Annotated in this window: 23 protein-coding genes and 2 pseudogenes; 11 read left to right on the top strand and 14 right to left on the bottom strand. The window is 69.3% G+C overall.

Translation table 11 applies throughout. The features are described 5' to 3' along the window. Positions 1 to 196 precede the first annotated feature (196 nt). The 5 genes from QRX50_RS36565 (at position 197) to QRX50_RS36545 (ending at position 2,140) form a co-directional block, all read left to right on the top strand. A complete protein-coding gene (locus QRX50_RS36565; RefSeq protein WP_285967647.1) occupies positions 197 to 439 on the top strand; it encodes a hypothetical protein in 243 nt (80 codons plus the stop codon). Between the two features lie 29 nt (positions 440 to 468). Next, positions 469 to 657, top strand: a complete 189-nt coding sequence (locus QRX50_RS36560; RefSeq protein WP_285967646.1) for a hypothetical protein — start codon at positions 469 to 471, stop codon at positions 655 to 657. Then, a complete protein-coding gene (locus tag QRX50_RS36555) occupies positions 654 to 935 on the top strand; it encodes a hypothetical protein (RefSeq protein WP_285967645.1) in 282 nt (93 codons plus the stop codon). The genes QRX50_RS36560 and QRX50_RS36555 overlap by 4 nt, the downstream gene beginning before the upstream one ends. After that, entirely contained in the window at positions 935 to 1,540 is a 606-nt protein-coding gene (locus QRX50_RS36550) for a site-specific integrase (protein ID WP_285967644.1), read from the top strand. Before QRX50_RS36555 ends, QRX50_RS36550 begins: the two co-directional genes overlap by 1 nt. 468 nt (positions 1,541 to 2,008) lie before the next feature. After that, positions 2,009 to 2,140: a hypothetical protein gene (locus QRX50_RS36545; protein ID WP_285967643.1), complete on the top strand. Its 132-nt coding sequence runs from the start codon at positions 2,009 to 2,011 to the stop codon at positions 2,138 to 2,140. Positions 2,141 to 2,453: 313 nt separating this feature from the next. Here the strand turns inward: QRX50_RS36545 and QRX50_RS36540 are convergent, their stop codons facing one another. The 3 genes and pseudogenes from QRX50_RS36540 to QRX50_RS50020 all read right to left on the bottom strand — a co-directional run. Further along, positions 2,454 to 2,897 carry a cupin domain-containing protein gene (locus QRX50_RS36540; protein ID WP_285967642.1) on the bottom strand — a complete coding sequence of 148 codons (444 nt, stop codon included), beginning with the start codon at positions 2,895 to 2,897 and terminating at the stop codon, positions 2,454 to 2,456. 327 nt (positions 2,898 to 3,224) lie between these two features. Continuing rightward, positions 3,225 to 3,719, bottom strand: coding sequence for a hypothetical protein (locus QRX50_RS36535; RefSeq protein ID WP_285967641.1), 495 nt, complete (start codon positions 3,717 to 3,719; stop codon positions 3,225 to 3,227). 485 nt (positions 3,720 to 4,204) lie between these two features. Beyond that, positions 4,205 to 4,375: pseudogene (locus QRX50_RS50020) on the bottom strand (zinc-ribbon domain-containing protein); the annotation flags it as partial. Positions 4,376 to 5,562: 1,187 nt separating this feature from the next. Between QRX50_RS50020 and QRX50_RS36525 the strand changes: the two are divergent. Both QRX50_RS36525 and QRX50_RS36520 read left to right on the top strand, forming a co-directional pair. Then, complete coding sequence (locus tag QRX50_RS36525; RefSeq protein WP_285967639.1) at positions 5,563 to 6,453, top strand: hypothetical protein; 891 nt, start codon at positions 5,563 to 5,565, stop codon at positions 6,451 to 6,453. A 62-nt stretch (positions 6,454 to 6,515) separates the two neighbouring features. Beyond that, positions 6,516 to 6,881, top strand: coding sequence for a hypothetical protein (locus QRX50_RS36520; RefSeq protein WP_285967638.1), 366 nt, complete (start codon positions 6,516 to 6,518; stop codon positions 6,879 to 6,881). A gap of 190 nt (positions 6,882 to 7,071) precedes the next feature. Here QRX50_RS36520 and QRX50_RS36515 read toward each other — a convergent pair whose 3' ends face one another. Together QRX50_RS36515 and QRX50_RS36510 are read right to left on the bottom strand one after the other, a co-directional pair. After that, positions 7,072 to 7,431 carry an HPF/RaiA family ribosome-associated protein gene (locus tag QRX50_RS36515; RefSeq protein ID WP_285967637.1) on the bottom strand — a complete coding sequence of 120 codons (360 nt, stop codon included), beginning with the start codon at positions 7,429 to 7,431 and terminating at the stop codon, positions 7,072 to 7,074. A 536-nt stretch (positions 7,432 to 7,967) separates the two neighbouring features. Then, on the bottom strand, positions 7,968 to 8,333 hold the full coding sequence (locus tag QRX50_RS36510) for a hypothetical protein (RefSeq protein WP_285967636.1): 366 nt from the start codon (positions 8,331 to 8,333) through the stop codon (positions 7,968 to 7,970). 594 nt (positions 8,334 to 8,927) lie between these two features. Here QRX50_RS36510 and QRX50_RS36505 point away from each other — a divergent pair. Next, positions 8,928 to 9,722, top strand: a complete 795-nt coding sequence (locus tag QRX50_RS36505; protein ID WP_285967635.1) for an alpha/beta hydrolase family protein — start codon at positions 8,928 to 8,930, stop codon at positions 9,720 to 9,722. 425 nt (positions 9,723 to 10,147) lie between these two features. On the opposite strand, the gene QRX50_RS36500 is transcribed toward QRX50_RS36505, so the two are convergent. Next, positions 10,148 to 10,660, bottom strand: coding sequence for a P-loop nucleotide/nucleoside kinase family protein (locus QRX50_RS36500; protein WP_285967634.1), 513 nt, complete (start codon positions 10,658 to 10,660; stop codon positions 10,148 to 10,150). A gap of 323 nt (positions 10,661 to 10,983) precedes the next feature. Here QRX50_RS36500 and QRX50_RS36495 point away from each other — a divergent pair, with 323 nt between their 5' ends. Then, positions 10,984 to 12,108, top strand: a complete 1,125-nt coding sequence (locus QRX50_RS36495) for an IS701 family transposase (protein ID WP_434533376.1) — start codon at positions 10,984 to 10,986, stop codon at positions 12,106 to 12,108. Positions 12,109 to 12,444: 336 nt separating this feature from the next. Here the strand turns inward: QRX50_RS36495 and QRX50_RS36490 are convergent, their stop codons facing one another. The 8 genes and pseudogenes from QRX50_RS36490 to QRX50_RS36455 all read right to left on the bottom strand — a co-directional run bounded on the left by QRX50_RS36490 (position 12,445) and on the right by QRX50_RS36455 (position 19,518). Next, positions 12,445 to 12,660: a hypothetical protein gene (locus tag QRX50_RS36490; protein ID WP_285967632.1), complete on the bottom strand. Its 216-nt coding sequence runs from the start codon at positions 12,658 to 12,660 to the stop codon at positions 12,445 to 12,447. Positions 12,661 to 13,036: 376 nt separating this feature from the next. Beyond that, entirely contained in the window at positions 13,037 to 14,578 is a 1,542-nt protein-coding gene (locus tag QRX50_RS36485; protein ID WP_285967631.1) for an FAD-dependent oxidoreductase, read from the bottom strand. Then, a complete protein-coding gene (locus tag QRX50_RS36480) occupies positions 14,575 to 15,312 on the bottom strand; it encodes a class I SAM-dependent methyltransferase (protein WP_285967630.1) in 738 nt (245 codons plus the stop codon). The genes QRX50_RS36485 and QRX50_RS36480 overlap by 4 nt, the downstream gene beginning before the upstream one ends. After that, positions 15,309 to 15,629: a lycopene cyclase domain-containing protein gene (locus QRX50_RS36475; RefSeq protein WP_285967629.1), complete on the bottom strand. Its 321-nt coding sequence runs from the start codon at positions 15,627 to 15,629 to the stop codon at positions 15,309 to 15,311. The genes QRX50_RS36480 and QRX50_RS36475 overlap by 4 nt, the downstream gene beginning before the upstream one ends. Next, entirely contained in the window at positions 15,626 to 15,967 is a 342-nt protein-coding gene (locus QRX50_RS36470; protein WP_285967628.1) for a lycopene cyclase domain-containing protein, read from the bottom strand. Before QRX50_RS36470 ends, QRX50_RS36475 begins: the two co-directional genes overlap by 4 nt. Positions 15,968 to 15,969: 2 nt before the next feature. After that, on the bottom strand, positions 15,970 to 16,929 hold the full coding sequence (locus QRX50_RS36465) for a phytoene/squalene synthase family protein (RefSeq protein ID WP_285967627.1): 960 nt from the start codon (positions 16,927 to 16,929) through the stop codon (positions 15,970 to 15,972). Then, positions 16,926 to 18,424 (bottom strand): annotated as a pseudogene (gene crtI / locus QRX50_RS36460) (phytoene desaturase family protein). The gene QRX50_RS36465 and the pseudogene crtI overlap by 4 nt, the downstream one beginning before the upstream one ends. Continuing rightward, complete coding sequence (locus QRX50_RS36455) at positions 18,421 to 19,518, bottom strand: polyprenyl synthetase family protein (protein ID WP_285967626.1); 1,098 nt, start codon at positions 19,516 to 19,518, stop codon at positions 18,421 to 18,423. Before QRX50_RS36455 ends, crtI begins: the two are co-directional and overlap by 4 nt. 157 nt (positions 19,519 to 19,675) lie before the next feature. On the opposite strand from QRX50_RS36455, the gene QRX50_RS36450 reads away from it, so the two are divergent. Together QRX50_RS36450 and QRX50_RS36445 are read left to right on the top strand one after the other, a co-directional pair. Beyond that, on the top strand, positions 19,676 to 20,725 hold the full coding sequence (locus QRX50_RS36450; RefSeq protein ID WP_285967625.1) for a Rieske (2Fe-2S) protein: 1,050 nt from the start codon (positions 19,676 to 19,678) through the stop codon (positions 20,723 to 20,725). A gap of 599 nt (positions 20,726 to 21,324) precedes the next feature. Continuing rightward, the gene (locus QRX50_RS36445) at positions 21,325 to 21,519 is read left to right on the top strand and encodes a TraR/DksA family transcriptional regulator (protein WP_285967624.1); all 195 of its coding nucleotides are present in this window, start codon (positions 21,325 to 21,327) and stop codon (positions 21,517 to 21,519) included. The last annotated feature ends 111 nt before the right edge of the window (positions 21,520 to 21,630 follow it).

The following is a 21,630-nucleotide window of genomic DNA, read 5'->3' as shown; positions in this document are numbered from 1 at the left end:
CAGGTCAGCCAGGGATGCGGAGCGTTGTGGTTAGCGAGCAAGATCGTCCTCGGACGCATATTCATGGGAGATCTCCCAAACCTCAGAGTAACAGGCCCGCTACGGCGGGTCTTTCTCACGTTCGGCAACAGCCGGTCTCGACTACGCTGATCGTGAACGCGCCCTCCCCTCGCGCAGCGTGCTGGGGAGGTGCCTCATGACCCGCCTCGTCTCACCGCTGGCGTTGCCCGGCAGGATCGTCGCGCCGACTTCAGTCGTGGCGTCCTCGCCGGTTCCGAAGGGTCTCCCGCTGTTACGAGACCTTGGCGCGGCGGGCGGCCCTCGACTGTCCATCGCGGTCATGTACGGCGGGGGACGACTGCAGGATCGCGGCGCAGTCGCCGCGCTCGGGTGGAGCCCCGGCGACCGTCCGCTGATCACTCTCGTCAAGACGTCGTGATCCGCCGACGCCCGGATGGCGTTTTCGTCATGCCCCGCAAGCCCTATGTTGCGCTCCCGGCTCCGGTCCGGCACGGCTGCGGAGCTCTGGCGGGCGGCCGTCTGCTGCTGGTCGCCGACCCTGTCCATGATGTTCTCGTCGTTCACCCGGAAGTCGCCGTGCAGGCGATGCTCCGCACCTTCCACACCTCACTGGCCGCTACCGGGGAGGCATCGTGAACGCACCTGTCACCCAGCAGGACCTGGAAGCGGCCCGGTTGCTGCTGTCCCGCCTCGGCGTCGATCCCGCTGATCTCGTCATCACTGCCCCGGCCGAGGCTGCGCCGGAGCAGTGGCCGATGCCCACGATCCGCGAGTGGATTCCGGTGGTGGCAGGCCTGGTCTCGCCGAGCACGGCCGCGTCGTACGGGTCGTACTGGAACAAGGCCGAAGCCGAGTGGGGTGATCGGCGCATGGCACGATCACGGCCAGCGAGATCAAGGGGTTGTCGGAGGTAGTGCGCACGACTGCTCTGGTTCGCCGCAACTCCCGTGGTGGCCGCAACGCTGCGGAGAACTTCGTCGCAGCTGTGCGCTGCCTGTACCGGCATCTGGAGAACGACGGACGCCTCGACCAGCACCGCAACCCGGCCCGGCGGGTCACCAAGCCGCGCCCCAACGCCTCCACGCGTCGTGCGCTGGCGAACACGCAGCCGGCCGAGCTCAACGACGTCGTCGCAAGCACGGGCGACGACCCGGAGCTGGACTCGCTGATCTGCCGATTGCACGAGGAGAGCGCCTGCCGCCGCGGCGGCGCACTCGCCCTGCGCCCGCGTGATCTCGATCGTGCGCAGTGCACGGTGCTGCTGCGGGAAAAAGGCGAAACCGAGCGCTGGCAGCCCGTGTCACCGACCTTGATGCGCCACCTGGTCGCGCACCACGAGGAGCGGGGGAGTGGTGACCCAAACGAGCGGCTGTTGCGCTACGCCAACGGCAACCCGATCACCTATCGCCGCTACGACTACATCTTCCGCCGTGTCCAGACGATCTCCCCGTCGAGCACCGCGCACCGCCCGCCCAGCGTCTCGGCCAGGGCTCCGGCGAGCTCGGGGAGCGGCCGGTGAAGTCGTTGTTGTTGCGGCTGGTCAGCACCGTCGTGCCATCGGCCGCCACGCGCATGATCGCCCGGCAGCCATCCCACTTGAACTCGTACGCATAGCCCGGGCCGTCGCGCAGCGTGCCGCCGTCAGGGGTGGCGAGCATCGGCTCGATCGCGCCCGGCACCCGGGACCGCTCGCCTGACGCGTTGCCTGCCATCGTGGCCTCCCGTGCTCCTCCGGGGGACCGTGCGCGCCAGGCGGCGCTGAAGCCGAGCGTAACCCGTATGGCGCAGCGGCGCCGGGAACAGCTCAGGTCACCGCCTCAACGATCTCGCCGCTCGCGGCGTCAGCCGGTTCAGGGCCGAGGTTGGGGGATACACCCCATCGGGTTGCCCTCGGGCTGCGGGAGGATCACGTGCCCGGAAAAATCCCGGGAGGGTGGGTGTCCTCGTCGCGGGCGTGCGCGTTCGCGACGAGGTCCAACCTCGGGCCGTGGGTCAGTCATTGTGCGGGCACCGGGCTGGTACGCGCCCGAAGCTGTCGTACTCGCCGGGGCAGGCGGCGCAGATGCGCGGCCAGAACTGGCGCGACGTCGGCTTCTCCGCCGTGATGAACCAGCGGTAGCCGGCCAGCTCAGCGCGCAGGTAGGCCAGTACGCGGGTGCCGATCCCGCGGCGCCGCTCAGCGTCGACGAGGCCGATTTCGCGGAGCAGGATCTGGCGGCAGGGCAGGCAGGTGTCGTAGTCGATGCCGCCGATGTCGGCCTGGTCGCGGTAGGGCTACGTTCCTGGACTACTGAGCCGATTTAGCCCGCATAACGGACAGGCGGTGTCGGGTAGAGTTTCAGGTCGAGTGCATCGACCGGATGGATGGATCTGAACGTGTTCGTCCCGGAGTTGCAGCGGACCGGGCAGGTGGCCGGCTACTTGATGCGGCATCACAGGTCAGCCTCCGGAGGACGTGGCGCTCGCAGGTGCGCCCGTTCCTTCAGCTCCTCCTCGTCGACCAATGTGAGCATCGGCTGGCCCGGCGCGCACACCATGGTCACCAGGAACTTGGTCGGTGCGTCCGGCAGGGCGTTGCCGTCCTGGTAGTGGATCACGTCACCGCCTGGCTCCCAGAACGTCCCACCGGCCTCGACCACATGCTCCGGATCACCCTCGAGCTCGAACCGAAGTGCGCCCTCCATCACGTAGCCGAACGCCGGGCCCGAGTGGCGATGCGGAGGGAGCCCGGGGTGACCGGGAGGCCAGTCGACGATGACGGTCATTCCCGAACCACCATCGGGAAAGAAGGGCGGAGTGACTTCCTGCAGCAACGTGACTTCGGGCGGCAGGGAGACCTCGTGGGCGCTCCCGTGCTCTGGGTTCTTCTCTGACATGTACCACACCTCCGCAAGGCCTGCGCGGAATGGACGATCTTGCGTCGGCCATCGCATTCAGGACCGGTGTACCGGCCCACTCGTTCGGCGGTGACCCAGGTCGGCGGTTCTCGGTTCACATAACGCGCTTCGTGATGAGGACAAGCCACGGCCCGCGTCCGTGACAGGCCGTGTGCCTTCTGCCTCGCCCAAACGGTCTCAACGCCACCATGCCTCCCGTCGTCACTAGGGACATGGTGCCGCAGAAAGCGCCCGGACGCATGGCGCGGCCTGCGGCCCTCGATGAGCTGCGCGACGATCACCGCGCGAGTGCCTACCAGCCCGATGTCACCGCGGGCCGACGCCGGACGGGCGCAGGTCGATTGTGGTGACGCCGGGCGGCTCGTGCCGGGCTCCGGAGCCCCAGCGGATCCAGACGGGTACCGCCCCCGCAGCATGGGCGAACTGCAGTTTCTCGACGCTGCGCGGGTTGTTTGTGGAGTCGATTTCGATGACCAGGTCGGGCGGGCCGGGCCGGGTGACGACGACGTCGAGCCGTCCGTAGCGGATGGCGCCCCCGGGGGTGATCGGGATGGTGAGCTCGCGGTAGCCGATCCACCGTTTGTGGCGGAACTTGCGGGGTTGCGCGTCGGCCCAGTCGAGAACGAGCCCGGTGAGGATCCGGGTGATGGTCTTGGTGTCGTAGCCGCTTCCTGCGTCGCCTCCCGGTTGATCTGGGCGAGCCGGGGGTGGAGCCAGGCGTGCAGGGCGTCGACGGTCGGGCGATCTTCGCTGGGTGGGGCGGTGTCGTGGCCGAGCAGGTGTAGCCAGCCCTGCGGCCACTGGGCTTTGCCCAGCAGCATGATCGGGCTGCGTGTGTCGAGTGCCGCGCGCAGCTGGCCTGGGGTGGGCGGCAGCGACTGCAGCGCCAAGGCTGCTTGGCGTTTCGCGGTGCCGACCGCGCCGGTTTTGCCGAACTCGCGCTCGGACACCAGCGCACTGCGAATCATGGTGAGTGTCCGGCTGCGCCAGTCCGCCACCAGCGGGGCGGGTACCAGCGACGGCACTTCAATGTCCTCGAGCAAAGTCTTGGCCTCGTCCCGGGTCGCCGCGTACGCCGCGCGAGCGGCCTCGCGCCGCGCGGGCAGCTGCTTCTCGACCTCGGCCCAGGCTGCCCGCCGGCAGGCCCGGCAGTTGCGGTCCGGGCGGGACAGCTTCGCCTCCACCAGCACGGTGTGGCCGCACGCGAACGTCGTCGCCACGACGTGGCCGACGCAGATCCGGCAGGCGGCGCCGTCTCCGCGCTTCCACGCCGGCATCCCGGTGCGTGCGGCGACCGTCTCGGACCACTCGTGCCCGGCCGGGCAGCTCCAGTGGGCGCGCAGCGAGTTCTTCGCGGAGGTGTTCTGCGGGGTATGGACACCGTTGCGATCTGGGTGCCAGGTGGCGGCGATCTCCGGGTAGACCGCGGCCAGTGCCTGTTCGGGTTTCAGCCGCATCTCCACGCATCCTGCCCGTCCCTGCGCGCATCGGTGTCGGCTGCGACGGTGAGTCGTGCCCGGGCTTCGCTCCCGCAGGCGTCACGGGCCTTCTCTCACTGCAAAACGGCCGTTTCCGGGATTTCGGCGGGATTTCCAGCTGCGTGAGGGGTGCGCCCGGCGTGCACGCTCACCCCGAGTTCGTCGGGGTTCAGGCCGCTGACGTGCGGCTTTGAGCGATCGGCTAACCCGCGAGGGTGAGCCGCCGACACGCCACTTGGCCGGAGCATCGGCGTCAAGGTGCTTGATCAGCCGCTCGATCGTGGCACGCGCCAGCGCAGCACCGGCACGGCGAGACACGACGGACACGGCCGCGGCCTCCTCATACAGCTCGCGCACGGCGCCCGGCATATCCTCGTGCGGCTGAGGCCCTACCCGCGATGCCGGGTAGATCATCTGTCTGACCCTCCACAGCGTCACCTTGCTGCGGCGGGAGCACTGCGCCCGGGACCACGGAGCGATAAAGCTGCCACCCGCCGCAGGTTCGTGAATGGGAAGGTCCTCCCAGTCTTGCGCGGAGAAGGCGCCGCAGTGTGGGCAATCGAACCCATCCAGGTTGACCGCTGGAGCGGTGCTTCTGGGGCGGGACGAGGCAGTGGGCTCAGCCACGAGGGCTCCTTCGCGGTGCGTGATCAAGGATCGATGCACCATGAATCGTTCAGCTCACGGCCAGTGCTACACGACGAGCTGCACGCCTAACGCGACGGTGGCGACTACGCACTTGTCGTCGACCGCTTGCTCGTCACTCCTCCTCTGCCGGTGTGTCGTGGCCGAGTTGGGGCGGCGAGCGAGTGCGGCTTCTCGAACTTGCCTCGCCACCACCGAGGCCTACCTCGTCAAGGCCGCCACCTCGCCGGCACCGCCGCCCCCACCCTCGCCGACCTCATCACCGCCGGCGAAGACTCCCTTGCGCGGCCGCAGCCTGAGGTAGTGCGGCCTTGATCTAGCGAGCTCATTAACTCACGGAAGTTGCTACAGAGCGAGCTGCCGTTCGCACCATTGCCGCAGGGAGTCGAGTGTCTAGCGAGGGTTTCGACGTAGCGATCCCGTAGGCGGCGCTGCTCGTCGTCGCGCTCGTCCTCTCGGTCAGTCGATCTCGGGGATCTTCCCGGATGTTCCCCGGCACCGGTGCGGCTAGCGTCGATCGAGTGTTCCGACGCGTGCTTCTCGCCATCCTTGCCGGTATCGCGGTGTTCCTCGTGCCGTGGACCGTCTACCTCGGCCTGACCCTGCCCGAGCGCTTCAACACGAGCCAGTGGCGGTTCGCGTGGGTCGGCTTCGACATCGTCCTGCTGCTGTGTTTCGCCTCGGCCGTCATGCTCGGGATGCGCCGCAGCCGAGCCTCCGTGCCGATGCTGGCCGCGACGGCCACGCTGCTGTTCTGCGACGCCTGGTTCGACGTCGTCCTCGACTGGGGCGGTCCCGACCAGTGGGCGAGCCTGGGCACGGCGCTGCTAGCCGAGGTGCCCATCGCCGTGTTCCTGCTGTTCCGGGCCCGTGCCCTGCTCGCTGGCAACGCGCGGCCGAGGCAGCTGACCATGCGCGACATCGCCGTGCACACGAACTCGAACTACCAGCACCTTCTCCGCCTCATGCCCGCCACTTCGGCCGAGCTGAGCGCACAGGTCCCGTCGATCGACGTCCCGGCCGCGCTGCTGACCCTCACCCATGCCGGCTACACCCGCCGCACTCGCGACGGCCGCTGGCACTCCGTCCCGCAGAGCATGAACGAAGCGAAGCCGGAAGACTTCCCCGAAGCCGACCGGGCCAAGCTGGCCGCCTACCTGGACGCGAAGTACGACCACGAGGTGCGGCTGCTGGCCTGGGCCGCCGAGCGCCGCGAGACGTTTGACGGCTGGACCGCCGGGAGCCGCGCCGGGATGCGGCTGACCTGCAAGGACTTGAAGGAGTTCGAGGCGGAGTACCTGGAGTTGGTGAACCGCTACGCGGCCCGCAGACCCGGAGCCGCCGAAGAGGCGCGCAACCTTTCGGTGCGGTTCTACGCGTTCCCGGAGCCGAAGCCCGCCGAGCTGGCGTAGGTACTACTACTGGAACGTGGACCTGGGGCGGGCAGCTGTCGGCGAAACCGGCCGACCGGCCGTTGCTGACCAGCCGGGTCGGGAAACGGCGCGAGCCCCAGCAGATCACCGACGCGCTGCAGTACCTGTGCCGCAGCCTGCTACGCCGCGGCGTGACCTCCAGCACGATCCGCGCGCACGCCGCCGCCGTGCGCGCGATCGCCGACCCTATCCACCCGCACTCGGCCCGGCACCTCTACGCCATCGCCGTCGAAGCCAACGGCATCCCGCTGCGCCAGATCTCGGCGTGTGCTCGCGTCACGCGCGAGCGGCTGCCGGCACTGCACACAGCACCGGCGCGCCGGTCTCGAAGCGGCGTGGCACACGTCCTGGCCGCGTGCCTCGCCCGGCGCAAACCACCCGAGCCTCCCGACGAAGTGTCCGGTTAGGAAGTCGCCGGAAGGGGCCGCGCGAGCAATCCGCAGGTCATGCACGCCGTGCAGCAGCCGCCGACGACGAGGTGAAGGGGATGACGTGGTGCGGGCTCATCGCGAGCGCGGCCGTGTTGTGAGCTCACGGTCCGCCGCCACGTCGTACTCGAGTGCCGTCGTTGACCGCGTGTCCGACCCCAGCCTGGTTTCAGCTCTCTTGGTCTTCCTTCATGTGCCGGATGGACTCGCCGCCCTTGTGGTGGGCCGCGCGGCCGAACAGCTTCTCGAGCCCCCGCTCGAGCTTCTGCACGGCGCCGTTGAACGCGTCGGGAACCGACCCCGCGTGCTGGGTGGCGATGACCGGCTGCCGCCCCGCGGGCCGGGCTTCGATCACGCACCGCCGGTCTTCGCCGTCACTGCTGCCGCCCATTTCGTCGCTCAGGTGGACGTCCAGCGTGGTGAGGTGCTCACTGAACCGCGCCAGCTTCGACTCGAGCTCGACCTCGAAGTACCGGATCAGGTCCTCGCCGCCGCTGAGGTTGCTGTCCGTACTGATCTGGATCTCCATACTGTGGTTCCCTTCTCCGGACGTGGCGCCGGCGTCGCTGGACGCTCGGCCACCAGCATCTCCCGGAGTATCCCTCGCCCACGCCCCGGCGGCGGCCGGATCCACCACCTATTCAGACATGCCGGCGTTACCTCGGAATTTTTGCGCTCGCTTTTAGTATAGTTTTGAGGTCGACTTCCCGGCATGAACGAGGTGCGTTGACCGACGCTGCTGCGGTGGCCCGCATGGTGCGCTTGGTCCGAGAGGTCAGAAGCTGGACTCAGCACGACCTGGCGAACGCTGCCGGGATCTCGCGGGGCTTATCACGGCCGACCGCACTCATGGCGCTCGCGGAGATCACACCGGGGCATGACGGTTCCCTGTTCCCCGGGGCCGCCCGGGTTGATCAGCAGGATGACTCGCCGATGCGCGGGGCCGGTGGCTTTGATCCGGGTGACCGCGATACCGATGGTGCGACCGTGGGGCTCGAGCGTAGTCCAGGGGAACCTGGACGGTCGTGCATTTGCTGGCTTGATCACCTTGTCAGTCGGCGGCGATCATCGCGCACGGTTGCCACGTGAGCCCAATGTGGCCATGCCTGCCTCCTCGGCCGGAGCGCTAGATGCTGCGGGTTCGCATTCCACCCTTGGCGTTCCAGCTCCTGATGATCTTGCTGAATTCTTCATCAGTAAGCGGCTTGAGCCGTGATCTGTCGAAAACGCGACTCCCTGCGTGGCTTGGCGGGCCGGCGGGCTCTGCTCGTCGGCGAGGGTGGGCAGCGCCAGCAGTGCGGGGCACTCGGACCAGCGGGCCTTCAGCCGCTCCAGCTGCAGGCCTTCGGCGTAGGGCTCGGCGTCGATCTCGCGGGACCACGCGCGCAGCAGCGCGAGCTCCGCACCGTGCCGACTCCCGGGGATCGCCATGACCACACCATCGCTGCAGGCAGGCGTGGTGCAACAGCCCTCGGGGACGCCGTAGTACTCCCGTGATCCAGTCCGGGCCGTCCGACTTGCCGGGTGTCTGTTTACCCGCCCGACTCGCCCCCTTTTGCCCGACCGCAGTAGCGGCGAGGTGTCCCTGGCTGAGGATCCGGTCCGATTCGACCCCCAGCGCTTGCAGTTGCTCGGTCTGCACGATCACGTCCTGCTCGTCGGTGGAGCAGCGGGCGAACAGAGCCTGGAACACTCTTACGGAACAGTCCGACCAGGACTCGGGGTCGCAAGATCAGGTGTTCGGTAGCCGATCAGCTAACGGAATACCTCGGCTCGTTCATATTGGTCTACTTAAGGACGGCGCCAGAGCGCTCATCCGGATGCGTGGGCTGGTCGGGGCCGCTTCTCCAGGTAGCGATAACCTCCCCGCGTCCAGCAGGCCTTTGAGCAGGACGAGCTGATCGAGTACTGGACCTTCGTTGGTGAGGTTGGTTGAGGGCAAGCGCAACGGGAATGCCCGCTGCGCTAATTCCGCTGGTGGCGTAACCGATTCGCAGCACGCTGACGCGGATCTACCGTGGCGACATGCACTCACCGATCACAGGCGCAGCCGCCGGCGTGCCGTTCACCGCCCTGCCGCCGGCCGGCAACGGCCCCGCGCCGCTGATCGTCACTTGGCACATGCTCGACGCGCCGAGGTCCGACGCCGCGTTCGCCGCCGCATTGCCGATGAACGACCTGCCCGCGTGGCGGGTGCACCTCGGCATGCCGATGTGCGGGTCGCGCATGGTCGACGGCAGCATGGACGCCGGTGTGGAGCTTCTCCGCAAGGACGTCTTGATGGCCGCTCTGTTCCCGTTCGTGCGGCAGGCGACCGAGGAATTCCCCGCCGCGTTGGCGTCGATCCGTGCGCAGTTGCCGGTCGATGATGGCCCGATCGGCGTGCTCGGCGGTTCGTTGGGCGGCGCCGTCGCGCTGCGGATCCTCGCCGACACCCAGGTTCCGGTCTTCGCTGGCGCCGTGGTGAACGCCGCCATCCGGGTCCGGTCCGTCGTGGATCTGTTCACCGGCGACTACCCGTATGATCCCGAGTCCCAGAAGGCCGCCGACAGCCTGGACTTCGTCGCCAAGGCGGGCGTCATTGGTCGCGCGCCGCTTCTGGTCGTCAGCGGCGAGCAGGATCACTCGGCGCTACGTGCGGACGCGTTGGATCTCGTCGACGCGTTGGGCGAACGGTCCGAACTGCTGTCGATCCCCGAGTTGGCCCACGCGCTCGCCGACGAGCCCGGCATCGAGCCCGCGCCACAGCTGCCGCTGGCTCGCGAGGTGGACGCTGGCCTGACCACGTGGTTCCAACGCCACCTCGCGGAGGCCGGCTAGGCGATGCTGGCGACGTGCCTGGTCGCGACGTTCAGTCTTGACAGGGACAACCCCGGCTCGGGATTTTCTGGAGGGCTCAACCCCAGGGAATCCGCGCCGGTTAGTCGTTGTCGTCCTCCAGGGTCGCAGGGTCGCGCAGCCCGCTGGCCGGTTCCCGCTACGCCTCGCCCGCGTCGGCGCCGCGCGCGACCTCGTGCTGGAGATCCCCGCGCCAGTCATGACGGCCGCTCTCGGCTTTCACCACACCACGACGAACCGTCAAGGCCGCAACGCCGGCGGCACCTGGAACCGATACATCGCACGCCGAAGCTGAATAACACCGCGACGGACACCACCGCGCGAATGCGACCGAGGTCAGCCCGGCCGAGATCGACACCGGCCTCCTGACCGGCTCCTGGCGGCGCCTGATTGGCGGGCCGGCCGGGTTAGCTGTCGATGCACGAGGGCCATGTGCCTACCGCCCACTCCAGCCAGCTCGGCCAGCCCGCCGGTGGGGCGGGAATCTCGCCGCCGTCGAGTTCGGCGGCGTCAGGCACCTGGAACTGCTCCCGCCACACATCCAGGTCGGCCTCGCGCATCGGGAACGTCTGATGCGGGGTTGTTTCCTGGCGGTGCGCGATGCGGGCGAGCTGGACGTCCTTGTCCACGGGCAGGTAGACCACCTGGCATGATGCCCCGATCGTCTGGGCCAGCCAGCGCAGTGCCGACCGTTCGTCGCGGCTCCAGAGCCCGAAGTCGAGCACGACGCTGGTGCCCAGCCGCAGCGCCTGTAGGGCGACCGAGATGAGCCGCCCTTCGAGCACCCAGCACTTTCCGTCGGCCATCGAATCGCCGAACAGCGGGATCATCCAGTGATCTGGGGTCAGCCGCAGTGCCTGGTGGGTTGCGACGAGCTCTTTGGCGCGGGTGGTTTTCCCAGCCCCGGGGAGCCCGACCATCAGGAGCAGGGTGGCGGCACGCGGGTGCTGCGTAGTGCTGGGGTCGGCTGCATGCGGGTGCTGTGAATCGAAACGCTGCGACTGAGACATGATTTCCCTGATCAGGCAGGATGACCCGGCGTCACAGGAATATGAGTGACTGCCGGCAGGACACTGATCCGGCGGTACGTCCTGGCACTGCCCCGCGTGGGGGCAGGCAATGGCCGCGGTTACAGGAACCGCGGTACCGCCGCTAGTACTGCAACGACACTTCGTTATGAAGCGACCGGCGTGTCGGTTAGGCTCTGGTTCGACGGTCGTGTAGTTGATCTTGTGTGCTGGAGATGGTGACGGACTGGTCGGCGCGTTTCGCTGCGTTCGCGGGGCGGTTCGCGGAGCGGTTTTCGCGGGTGGAGCCGCGGCGGCAAATGGTTTTCTACCTGCGGGGACTGCTGGCGGAAGCCGAGCGTAAGAACGGCTGGACCCTGGCAGAGATGGCGGGCGAGACGGGTCCGCAGGGCATGCAGCGGCTGCTGAACTTCTATGCCTGGGACGCCGAGGGCATGCGTGATGATGTGCGCACTGCGGTGGTCGACGTGCTCGGGGACGCGGAACGCGGCGTGTTGATCGCCGACGAGACCGGATTCGTGAAGAAGGGCACGAAATCCGCCGGCGTGGCGCGCCAGTATTCGGGCACGGCCGGGCGGATCGAGAATTCGCAGATCGGCGTGTTCTTGGCGTACGCCTCGGATCGGGGGCGGGCTTTGATCGATCGCGAGTTGTATCTGCCGAAAGAGTGGATCGCGGATCGGGGAAGGTGCGCTGCAGCCGGTATTCCGGACGACGTCGGATTCGCGACCAAGCCCGAACTGGCACAACTGATGGTGGAACGCGCGCTCGCCGCGAGAATCCCGTTTGCATGGTTCACCGCCGATGAAGCCTATGGGCAGGTCGGGCGGCTACGGCTCTGGCTGGAAGAGCACGACATCGCGCATGTGCTGGCAGTACCCAAGTCCCAAATGGTGATTTCCATGGATCTGCGGCAACGACGCGTCCACGCCGTCATCGCGGACGTCGACCCGGCCACCTGGCAGCGTCTGTCCTGCGGCGATGGCGCCCACGGGCAACGGATCTACGATTGGGCCGCCGTCGACATCCGCCCCCTGCGCCGACCAGGAGTCGACCACTGGCTGCTGGCCCGCCGCTCAGTCAGCGACCCCACCGAGACCGCCTACTACATTTGCTTCGGCCCCGCCGACACCGACATCCACGAACTGGTGCGCGTCGCCGGAAGCCGCTGGGCAATCGAAGAAAGTTTCCAAACCGCGAAGAACGAAACAGGGCTCGACCACTACCAGGTCCGCCGATACCAAGCATGGTATCGGCACATCACCCTCTCCATGGCGGCGGCGGCATTCCTCGTCATCACCCGAGACGCCGCGAAAAAAGGGGATCTGCACCCGGTCTGATACCGCTCACGTCCAACGAAATCCGCAAACTGCTCAACCGCGTCACCGCACCGATCCGCCACACAATCCAGCATGCGATGCACTGGTCACGATGGCGACGCACCAGCCAAGCCCGAGCACGTACCAGCCACTACCGACGACGCGGCCATCACGAAGTGTCGTTGCAGTACTAGCCCGCGCGCCGCTTGGTCGGCGCCGTTAACGAGGGGATGCGGCCGGCGGCGCCGGGCGGGGTCACGGGTTCGGCGTCGTCGAGGATGCGCCAGACTCGGTCGCGGACGCGCGCTTCTCCTCGTCGATCTGCACGTCTCAGTTGTACCGCGCGCGAGTCGGCGTCTACGCCCCAGACATCAGAGAGAAGAGTCGCTCGTCGGCAGTATCGACCGCGGCGTGGTCGCGCCATGGGCGGAGTTCCTGGCCAGCTGTGAACGCCACGTTGAGGCCACCACAGCCGCGGGTGACTTCGAGCTCGTCGATCGCGCGGTGCAGTGCGTCGACGGCACCATCGACTTCGCCTTGCCGCAGGCGGGCCAGCGACAGGTTGCCGAGCACGATCGCTTGCGAATGGCGTTGGCCTCGGCGACGTGCAGGAGCGCGAGTCCGCTCAGCGCGGGGCTGACGGGTTCGGCGAGAGAAGCTGCTGCCTGCGCGATGGCCAAGCCCGCGGCGGCGTCCTTGTTCTTGGCTGTGCACTGCGAAAGTCGCGCTGGGTGAACGCTGCACACCTTGGTGGGAACACGACTCTGCCGACCGGCGGCAACGCTGGCGCCACGGGCTCGACGAGCGCGAGCGCACGGCGACGGTGGCCTCGCCGTCCTCATGATCACCACTCGCGGTGCGCGGGGGTGCGAGGCCGCCGACCCGCGGAGCGGCCGGTGACCATCGTGCCCGCCGGACACGAGCCGGGACGGAGAACGAGACCGCGTCTTCATGGTCGGCCCTGTTCGAGCCAGGGGACGAGGTGGTTGAGCAGGGCGAGCCGCCCGCGGTTGGGGACGGAGTGGAGCGGGTGTCCCGCGATGCCCCAGCTCGTCAGCAGTGTGTTCGCGGCAGCCCAGCCGGTGGCCGCGGCCCGTTCCATCAACGCGACCGGCAGATCGATTCGGATGCCGTCGCCCGCCAGCACCAGTCCCGGGGTGGTCGTGGTGACGGTCGGACGGTTCACGAAGCTGCCGATCCCGAACAGCGGACAGTCCTCCCGCCAGAGCGTGATCTCGCCGACCGCACGGGAGGTGGCGATTTCCGGGTAGATCCCGCGGAGCTGTTCGTCCATCTGCTTCGACAGGGCGTCGACGTCGGTCGTGGTGGCGGCGTAGGCGTGCAGTTCCACGACGGAACCGCCGGTTTTCCGCGCCCAGGAGCGGGCTTCGCTCTCGTAGCGGTCGAGGACGCTGATGTTGTCCACCGGCGGAATGCCGCCCGTGCCCAGGAACGGTGGCCGTCCCGCAGCCACCGCGCGGTCGAGCCACAGCCGGCGGACGAGAAAACCAGGCGCGGCGCGGAGCCCGGTGATCTTCCTCCGCCAGGCGTCGGTGCCGAGGCGCGGCGACGCCTCGACCAGCGACTGCAGGCCGCCCACCTCGCACGCCAGCACGACGGCGTCGAATTCCTCTTCTGCCCCTGCGGTGACGCGGAAAAAGCCGCGGGACTTGTCGACGTTTTCGACGTTCGTTCGGAGATGGATCGCCACGTCTCGGGCGGTCAGGTATTCGGCCAAGGGCGTCCACAGCGACTGGGGAAACGGGTCGGCCGGCACGTCGAAGAGCAGGCCTTCGCTCGACCCCAGGAAGTACAGGTGGAACATCACGGCAAGTTCCGCCGCGGACAATTCGCGCGGATCGGCGAAGAAGCTTCGCGAGAACACTGCGAACGCCAGGTGCCGGGCCGCTTCGGGGAATTTGATGCGCTCGAGGAAGGCCGCGGCGCCGACGTGGTCGAGCCGCTGGTAAATGCCAGGCACGTCGACGGTCGCCAACGGCAACGCGGCGCGTCCGTCGAGGGCGAGCAGATCCCGGAGCCGGAAAGTGGGGCTGCGCAAGGCGAACGCGAGTGCGTTCAGCAGGGGGGTGGTGGGCAGACCGTGGAAGGTGTCGGTTCGTCCTCCGGCGTCGAGCAACGGGTAATCCTCGAGCGGGGTGAGCCGTTCGAACCCGGGGTCCGTGCGGCTGAGCAGCGCTCGCAGATTGTAGTACTGCCGGAAAAAGGCGTGAAAACCCCGGCTCATCGTGACGCCGGTGCCGTCGGGCAGCCAGGCCGGCCAGCCACCGACGCGGCCGCCGAGGTGCTCTTCGCGCTCATACATTGTCACCTCGGCCCCGCGTTCGGCCAGTCCGGTCGCCGCGGCGAGGCCCGCGATGCCGGCACCCACGATGGCGACGCGGGGCCGCCGGTCGAGCCGGCCGGCGGAGTCGAGCCCACCCGGGGCCGGGTAGACCGCAAGCCGGCAATCACGGCCGAGGGGTGCGCTCACGGGATCTCCCCGGGCCGGATGCCGACGACGGTGTGCACGATCCCGCGCTGCCAGCCCGGCACGGTCGCGCAGCGGAGCGCGGTGAAGCCGGCGGCGGCGACGCGGGCGGTCAGTGCGCTGATGCCCTCGAACCGGAGGACGCTCCGCCGGAGGTGCCGGTAGAGCGTCGCGTCGCCGGTGATGACCTTCCCCAGCGGAATGATGATCGTGGCGCACACGCAGTTCCAGACGATCCTGGCCCGTCGGGAGTCGGCGACGGAGTATTCGTGTACGGCGATCGGCGCGCCGGGACGCAGCAGCGCGCGCAAGGTGCCGAGCTGGATGTCCGGCTCGGCGAGATTGCGGATCAGGTAGGCCGCGAGGACCGCGTCGAACGGCCCGGTGATTCCCGAGCGTCCGAGGTTTTCAATCGTGCTGTGCACGAATCGCACGTTCGGCGGCCACTCTTTGCGCCGCGCCTGTGCCAGCATCGCCGCCGACCCGTCGAACGCAATGATCTCGGCTTCCGGCAGCACGTGGAGCAGGGCCGCGGTGGATGCGCCGGTGCCGCACCCGGCGTCGAGCACCCGCAAGCCCGCGCCGTCACCGGTCAGGCCGAGGCGCCGGGCGGATAGTCGGAGGTGGTCGTGGTAGCCGGGATTGGCGCCGACGAGCCGGTCGTAGAACGCGGCCTCGGTGTCGAACGCCCCCGGCACCCGCGCACGGGGCAGGCCGTCTTCGGCGAGCGGGTTCACTCGGGGTCCTCCTTCTGCGCCGCGCGCTCCCACAGGAGCAGGACGGCCATCACCAGTGCGTACCCGAAGAGGAAGTCCTCGATCGGGATGTCCCAGGGGAAGCGGAGCCCGGAGATGTGTTCGGGGGAGTACCGCACGATCGCGCGGGAGGTCTTGGTCAGCCACCCGTCCACCGGGATCTGGAAGCCGGTCACGACGGCGATGGTGATCCAGTAGCCGGGCTTGCGGAACAGGCCGGTCCGCAGGGCCAGCAGCTCCAGTGCGACGACCGCGAGCACCGCGGCGACCGCGGGCACGGTGTAGCCCCAGGGGATCATCGCCGCATCCGCCGCGCGGCGCGGTGCCGCAACGCTGTCAGCGTCAGGCCCACCGCCTCATAGGTCAGGACGCCGCAGATCGGGATGACGACGAAGAACAGGACCTCTTCGAGCGGGATGCCGAACGGTGCCCGGATCCCGGTGAGGCTCTCGGGCGCGTAGTCCCACACCCCGCCCGCGATGGCGAGGGCGTCCCACACCAGGAACACGAGTGCCACGGGCACCACTGCGCGGGCCAGCCGGCGCGGGCGGCGGTACACCCGGGCTCCCGCCAGTTCGAGCGGCAACGTGACCAGAACGCAGGCACCGAGCACGGCCAGGTATTCCAGCTTCCCCACGGTTACGCTCCCGCCGGCGGTAGCGGCGAAGGATTTCGCAGCTGCAGCCACTGGGCCCGGCCGAGCGCGCCGGCCGCGACCACCAGCCGACGCCGGCGCGGCACCACCGCCCGGTGGGCGAAGACGTTGTACCCCGCGCGCTCGATGCGGTCGAGGATCTCCGCGTAGAGCCGGAAAGCGGTGGCCACGCAGGCCCGGGACACCGGATGCAGCATGGCGATCCCCGGCCGCGCCCGGTCGTAGAGCGTCCGGGTGACGGCGATCTGGGCCGCGAGGGCCTCCCGCACCGGCCGGTCCACGAGGCCGCGGTCGGCGCACCAGCCCAGGCGGTCGCGGTCCACACCGAACGCGGCGAGCTCGTCGGCCGGGAGGTAGACGCGGTCGCGGGCGAGGTCCTCGCCGACGTCGCGCAGGAAATTGGTGAGCTGGAACGCTTTACCCAGCGCCGCGGCGTGTGGCGCCGCCTCGTCGCGGCCGGTGACGGTGCCGAGCACGGGCAGCACCTGCAGGCCGATGACCTCCGCCGAGCCGTGCACGTACTCGTCGAGCGCCGACCGCCGCGGGTAGTCGGTCACCGTGAGGTCCATCCGCATCGATCGGAAGAACGCGCGGAAATGCCGGTTCGCGATCTCGTAGCGAGCGGAGGTGTCGATGACGGAAGCGAACAGCGGATCGTCGCTGTGACCGGCGGCAAGTGCCGAGAAGAACCTTTGTTCGACCGTGTGGAGTTCCGCGGTGATGGTGGCGGGGGTGGCTCCCGCGGCCGGCTCGTCGACGATGTCGTCCAGCCACCGCGCGAACCCGTACAAGGCGTGGACGGGCGGGCGCTGGGGCGGGGACAGCAATCTGGTCGCGAGAAAGTAAGTGCGGCCGTGGCGCGCGTTGAGCGTCCGGCATCGCTGGTAGGCCGACCGCAGGGCCGGGTCGTGGATGCCGGCGGCGTCGAGTTCCTTGCGGGTCATCGCGGGTCCTCCGCTCCGTGGCGGGGTGCGGACCCGGTGATGCGGTCGGCGGCCAGTCGCCCGGACAGCAGCACGGTCGGAACACCGACGCCGGGTACCGTCCCGGCGCCGGCGAGCACGACATTCTCCGCGCCTCGCGGCAGGTTCCGCGGCCGGAAGGGTCCCGTTTGGCCGAACGAGTGCGCGTAGCTGAACGGCGTGCCCGCGACCATGCCCCGGGCGGCCCAGTCCGCCGGGCTGATCACGTGCGAGACGTCCGCTTCGAGTCCCGGCAGCAGGCGCTTGCGGACTTCGTCGAGCAGCGCCGCCGCGGCCGGGCCGGCTGCCCGGCTCCAGTCGATCGGCCCGCGTTCGAGGTTCGGCGCCGGTGCGAGGATCGAGAACAGGTGCCGGTGTGCCGGGGCCAGCGCCGGGTCGCTCGCGGTGGGCCGGGTGATGAGCAGCGACGGGCCGCTCATCTGCCGTCCCTCCGTGATCAGCTCCCGGAAAGTCGCGGCCCACGCGTCGCCGAAGGAGACGGTGTGGTGCCCGACGTCGGGCCAGTTCCCGGCCGCTCCCACGTGCACGACGAGCGCGGATGGCCCGGGGAGAGCCTGCTTGGACGCAGCGGGGCCCGGTCGAGCAACCGGTAGCTCTCGGGTAGTTCGCAGGTGAGGACGACGGCGTCGCACGGGATCCGGTCTCCCGAGCCGGTCAGCACCGCCGACACCCGCCCGCCGCACCGTTCGAGAGTGTCGGCCGCTTCGCCGTAGCGGAACCGCACGCCGGCGGACTCGGCGGCCGCGGCGAGCGCCCGGGGCAGGGCGCCGATGCCGCCTTCGGGAAAGTACACGCCGCCGACGGTGTCCATGTAGGCGATCACGGCGTAGAGAGCGAGCGCCCTCATCGGTGATTCACCCGCGTAGAGGGCTTGGAAGGTGAACACACGGCGCAGTCGCTCGTCGCCGAGGAAGCTGGAGACCTTCGGGTCGAGCCGGCGGAACCCGCCGAGCGCGACCACCCGGGCCAGGTCGCGGGAGACGAGGCCCAGCGGCGAATCGATGTTCGACGCGACGAACCGGTCGAACTCGGCCCGGTAGAGCCGCGTGAGCCACCTCTGCAACCGGCGGTACCCGGCGGCCTCGGCCGGCCCGGCGAAGTCGCGGACTGCTTCGGTCATCTCTTCGGCGTCGGAGTGGACCGGCAACCGGCTCCCGTCGGCAAAGCAGGCGGTGTAGGCGGGATCCAGCCGGCGCATCGGCAAGTACGTGGTCATCTCGGCGCCGCCGGCGGCGAAAGTGTCCCGCACGATTTCGGGCATGGTCAGCACGGTGGGCCCGGTGTCGAGGCGGTAGCCGCCCAGCTCCAGCCGGCCAACGCGGCCGCCCGGGCCGGGACCGCGTTCGACGACCGTGACGCGCCGGCCGCGCCCGGCCAGGTGCAAGGCCGCGGAAAGTGCCGAAAGGCCGGCGCCGACGACGACAATTCGATCGGTCCTGCCCGGTACTGTCCTCATCGGACACGCTCCGTGCAGCGTGCCGCGAGCACGGCGAGCGTTTCGGCCATCCGGGCCGGCACGTCCGCACTGTCGATCGCATCCAGGGCTCTCCGCACCTGCTTGTCGATCAGCTTCTCCAGCTGGTCCGGCGCACCGGACGCGGTGATGGCGTCGCGCATTGCGACCACGGTGGCGTCGTCGACGGCTTCGCGGCTCAGGAGGCGCTCGAGCTCTCGCCGCAGCGTGGTGTCGGCCATCGTGACCGCGAGCGCGACGACGCTGGAGGCCTTCCGGTCGCGCAGATCCTGTCCCACGGGCTTGCCGGTCACATCCGGGTCGCCGAAGACGCCCAGGACATCGTCGCGGAACTGGAAAGCCTCGCCGACCAGTCCGCCGTAAACACCGAGGGCACGGGAAACCCGGGCGTCGGAGCCGGCCAGCGCGGCGCCGAGCTCCAGAGGCCGCCGGACGGTGTAGTTGCCGGACTTGCGGCGGAGTACGTCCAGAACTGCCAACCAGCTCGGCACGGTTCGGGCGTCGTTGACCAAGTCGGCGAGCTGTCCGGTGGCCAGTTCCGAGCGCATGGCGTCGTAGAGCGGCCATCCGCGCGACAAAGTTGCGGCCGGTAGCCCGCTTTCGCGCAGCATCTGTTCGGACCAGACCAGGAACAAGTCGCCGGACAGGATCGCCGCGGACTCGCCGAAACGGGCCGGTGAACCACTCCAGCCTTGGTCCTGGTGCCAGCGGGCGAACTGCGTGTGCAGCGCCGGTCTGCCGCGGCGCAGGTCCGCAGCGTCCATGACGTCGTCCTGAGCAAGGGCGAAGCAGTGCAGTAGTTCGAGACTGGCGACCGCCCTCACGGCGGCGTCATCTTCCGGCGCGCCGCAACACCAGCCGACGTAGGCGAACATCGACCGGAGAAACTTGCCACCGCGCACGAATTCCGGCAGCGCTGTGACGGCGAGTGCGCCTTCACACCGGCCGGTGAACTGCTCGTCGCAGCGTCGGGCGACGAATTCACCTACGCGGGCGGAAAGTCCCTCACCGAGCGCGGTCAGCCAATCGCGGGGGCCGGCCGCTGCCGGGATGACGCTCTCCGGCGTGGTCGCCATCCAATTCCTCTCCCCGTGTCGGCCGGTCTGGTCACGCGGAAGTTCACCTGCTCCCGTCGGGACCGGTTACCCCGGGCGCGGCCGGGTATGCGTATCGGGGCGACCGACTTCGACGACGGCGCACAGCGAATGCGAGGCGCAGACAGGAGCGTGGTCCATGGGGTTCAGGCACCGGCTCGACCGGCGGTGGCCGGAGGGCTGGCCGATCCGGCCTTTCGGTGAGCCGCGGTGGGCCGCGCAGCGACCGACGTTCGCCGAATGCAACCCCGCTGTGATCGACGCCGCCGTGGAACGGGCCGAGGCCCGGCCGTCCGGGAACTGGTACATGCTGGCCGCGAGCCGTCAGGTCCGGCCGGACCGGCCGTTCGGCCGGAGCATCGGCGGCCGTGAACTGGTCGCCTGGCGTACGCGCTCCGGCGACGTACGGGCCGGGCCGGGTGTGTGCCCCCACCTGGGCGCGCCGCTGGCCGAGGCCCGGCTCGACTGTGACGAGCTGGTGTGCCGCTGGCACGGCCTGCGGGTCGGCGACCGGCGACGGGCGGGCTGGTCGCCGCTCCCGGTTTTCGACGACGGTGTGCTGGTCTGGGCACGGCTGGATCAGCTTGGCGGCGAACCGCCGACCGCGCAGCCCACCGTCCCGGCCCGGCCCCGGCAGAGCGGCAGCGTGGACGCGGTGGCGACCGTGATAGGCGTGTGCGAGCCGGCCGACGTCGTCGCGAACCGCCTTGATCCGTGGCACGGCGCCTGGTTCCACCCGTACTCGTTCGCTCGGCTCAAGGTGCTCGAAGCACCCCTCGGCACAGACGTCGACGACCGGTTCCTCGTCGAGGTGACCTTCCGGCTGGCGGGGCGATGGGGAGTACCGGTGGTCGCCGAATTCTTCTGCCCCGGCCCGCGCACCGTGGTGATGCGCATCGTCGAAGGCGAAGGAGTGGGGAGTGTGGTCGAGACCCACGCCACCCCGTTGGGCGTCGGCGTGGACGGGCGGCCGAGGACTGCGGTCATCGAAGCGGTTGTCGCGGCTTCCGAGCGGGCCGGGTTCGCGGTCGCGCGCAAGGCCGCCGGTGCGCTTCGCCCGCTGATCCGCCGCACCGCCGAGCGCCTCTGGCGTGACGACCTCGCCTACGCCGAGCGCCGCTACTTGCTGCGCACGACCGATCCTGTCCGGGGGACTCCTGCCCGATCCTCCGAAGCCGGGGATGACTGAGTCGAATACCACCAAGCCCGATGGTCGTTTCACGCCGCGTTCTTTCGCCCGATCGGCTCAGCAAAACCCGCTGGAGCCGCGCAGAGTCGGACTTGCGTGCCTTGGTTTCGAGCGACCGGACGTGCTGGCACGGCCGCCTTCGGTGGGCGCATCGGAGGCGCGGCCCCTTCACGTACCGGGGGAGGACGCACTCCGCAAAGCTGCGGACCCGTACAGTTCGATGATCTTGCTGCTCTGCAAGATGGAGACCAGGAATCCTTTGATCAGCACGGCACACAGCCGGTTCAAACCCTCGTCCAGCAGTTTCAGGCTCTCGCGTGGGAAAGCCGGAGGTGACCCTCGCCCGAGTGCCCGTACTCGGAGCCGGCACGGACGAGGACGCCGCCCACGGCGAGCCGGGACACCAGCTCCTGGGCAGATAGTCCACTTCGGACTCTCGGGAACGCGTAGAAGGCGCGACGTGGCACCTCGACCTCGGCCCCTTTGCAGTCCGGAAAGCCGTTGCACCACACGGTCGCGACGTTCGCGGTGAGCGATGACGAGGCCCGCGGCGAACGCGCGCCGCAACGGTAGCGCGGCGTCCTGCACTGCGGTGGGCTGTGCTGGTACGAGCGCAGGTCCAGGCACTGCTGAGGCAAGCCCAAGACGAACTCGTGGCACTCGGCCAAGCCGCCGAGCGGGTGCACGCGGGCGTCTACGAGACCTGCGAACGCTGCGGCGGCCCGATCTCCGAAGGCCGGCTCGCCGCCCTGCCGGCGAGGCGGACTTGCATCGCCTGCGCGAACCGAATGTGACGCACCCACTCCACGGCAACGCAACGCGTCAAGACCCGTTCCTTCGCGTTGAACCACCACCTCGCTCGGCGGTTCGAGGTCGGTCGGGTCGTCCTCGCGGGCGACACTCCT

The sequence above is a fragment of the Amycolatopsis sp. 2-15 genome, from assembly GCF_030285625.1.
GTDB classification, from domain to species: Bacteria; Actinomycetota; Actinomycetes; order Mycobacteriales; family Pseudonocardiaceae; genus Amycolatopsis; species Amycolatopsis carbonis.
Note: the sequence above shows the minus strand (reverse complement) of the source record. Positions and strands in the feature narration are given on the sequence as shown.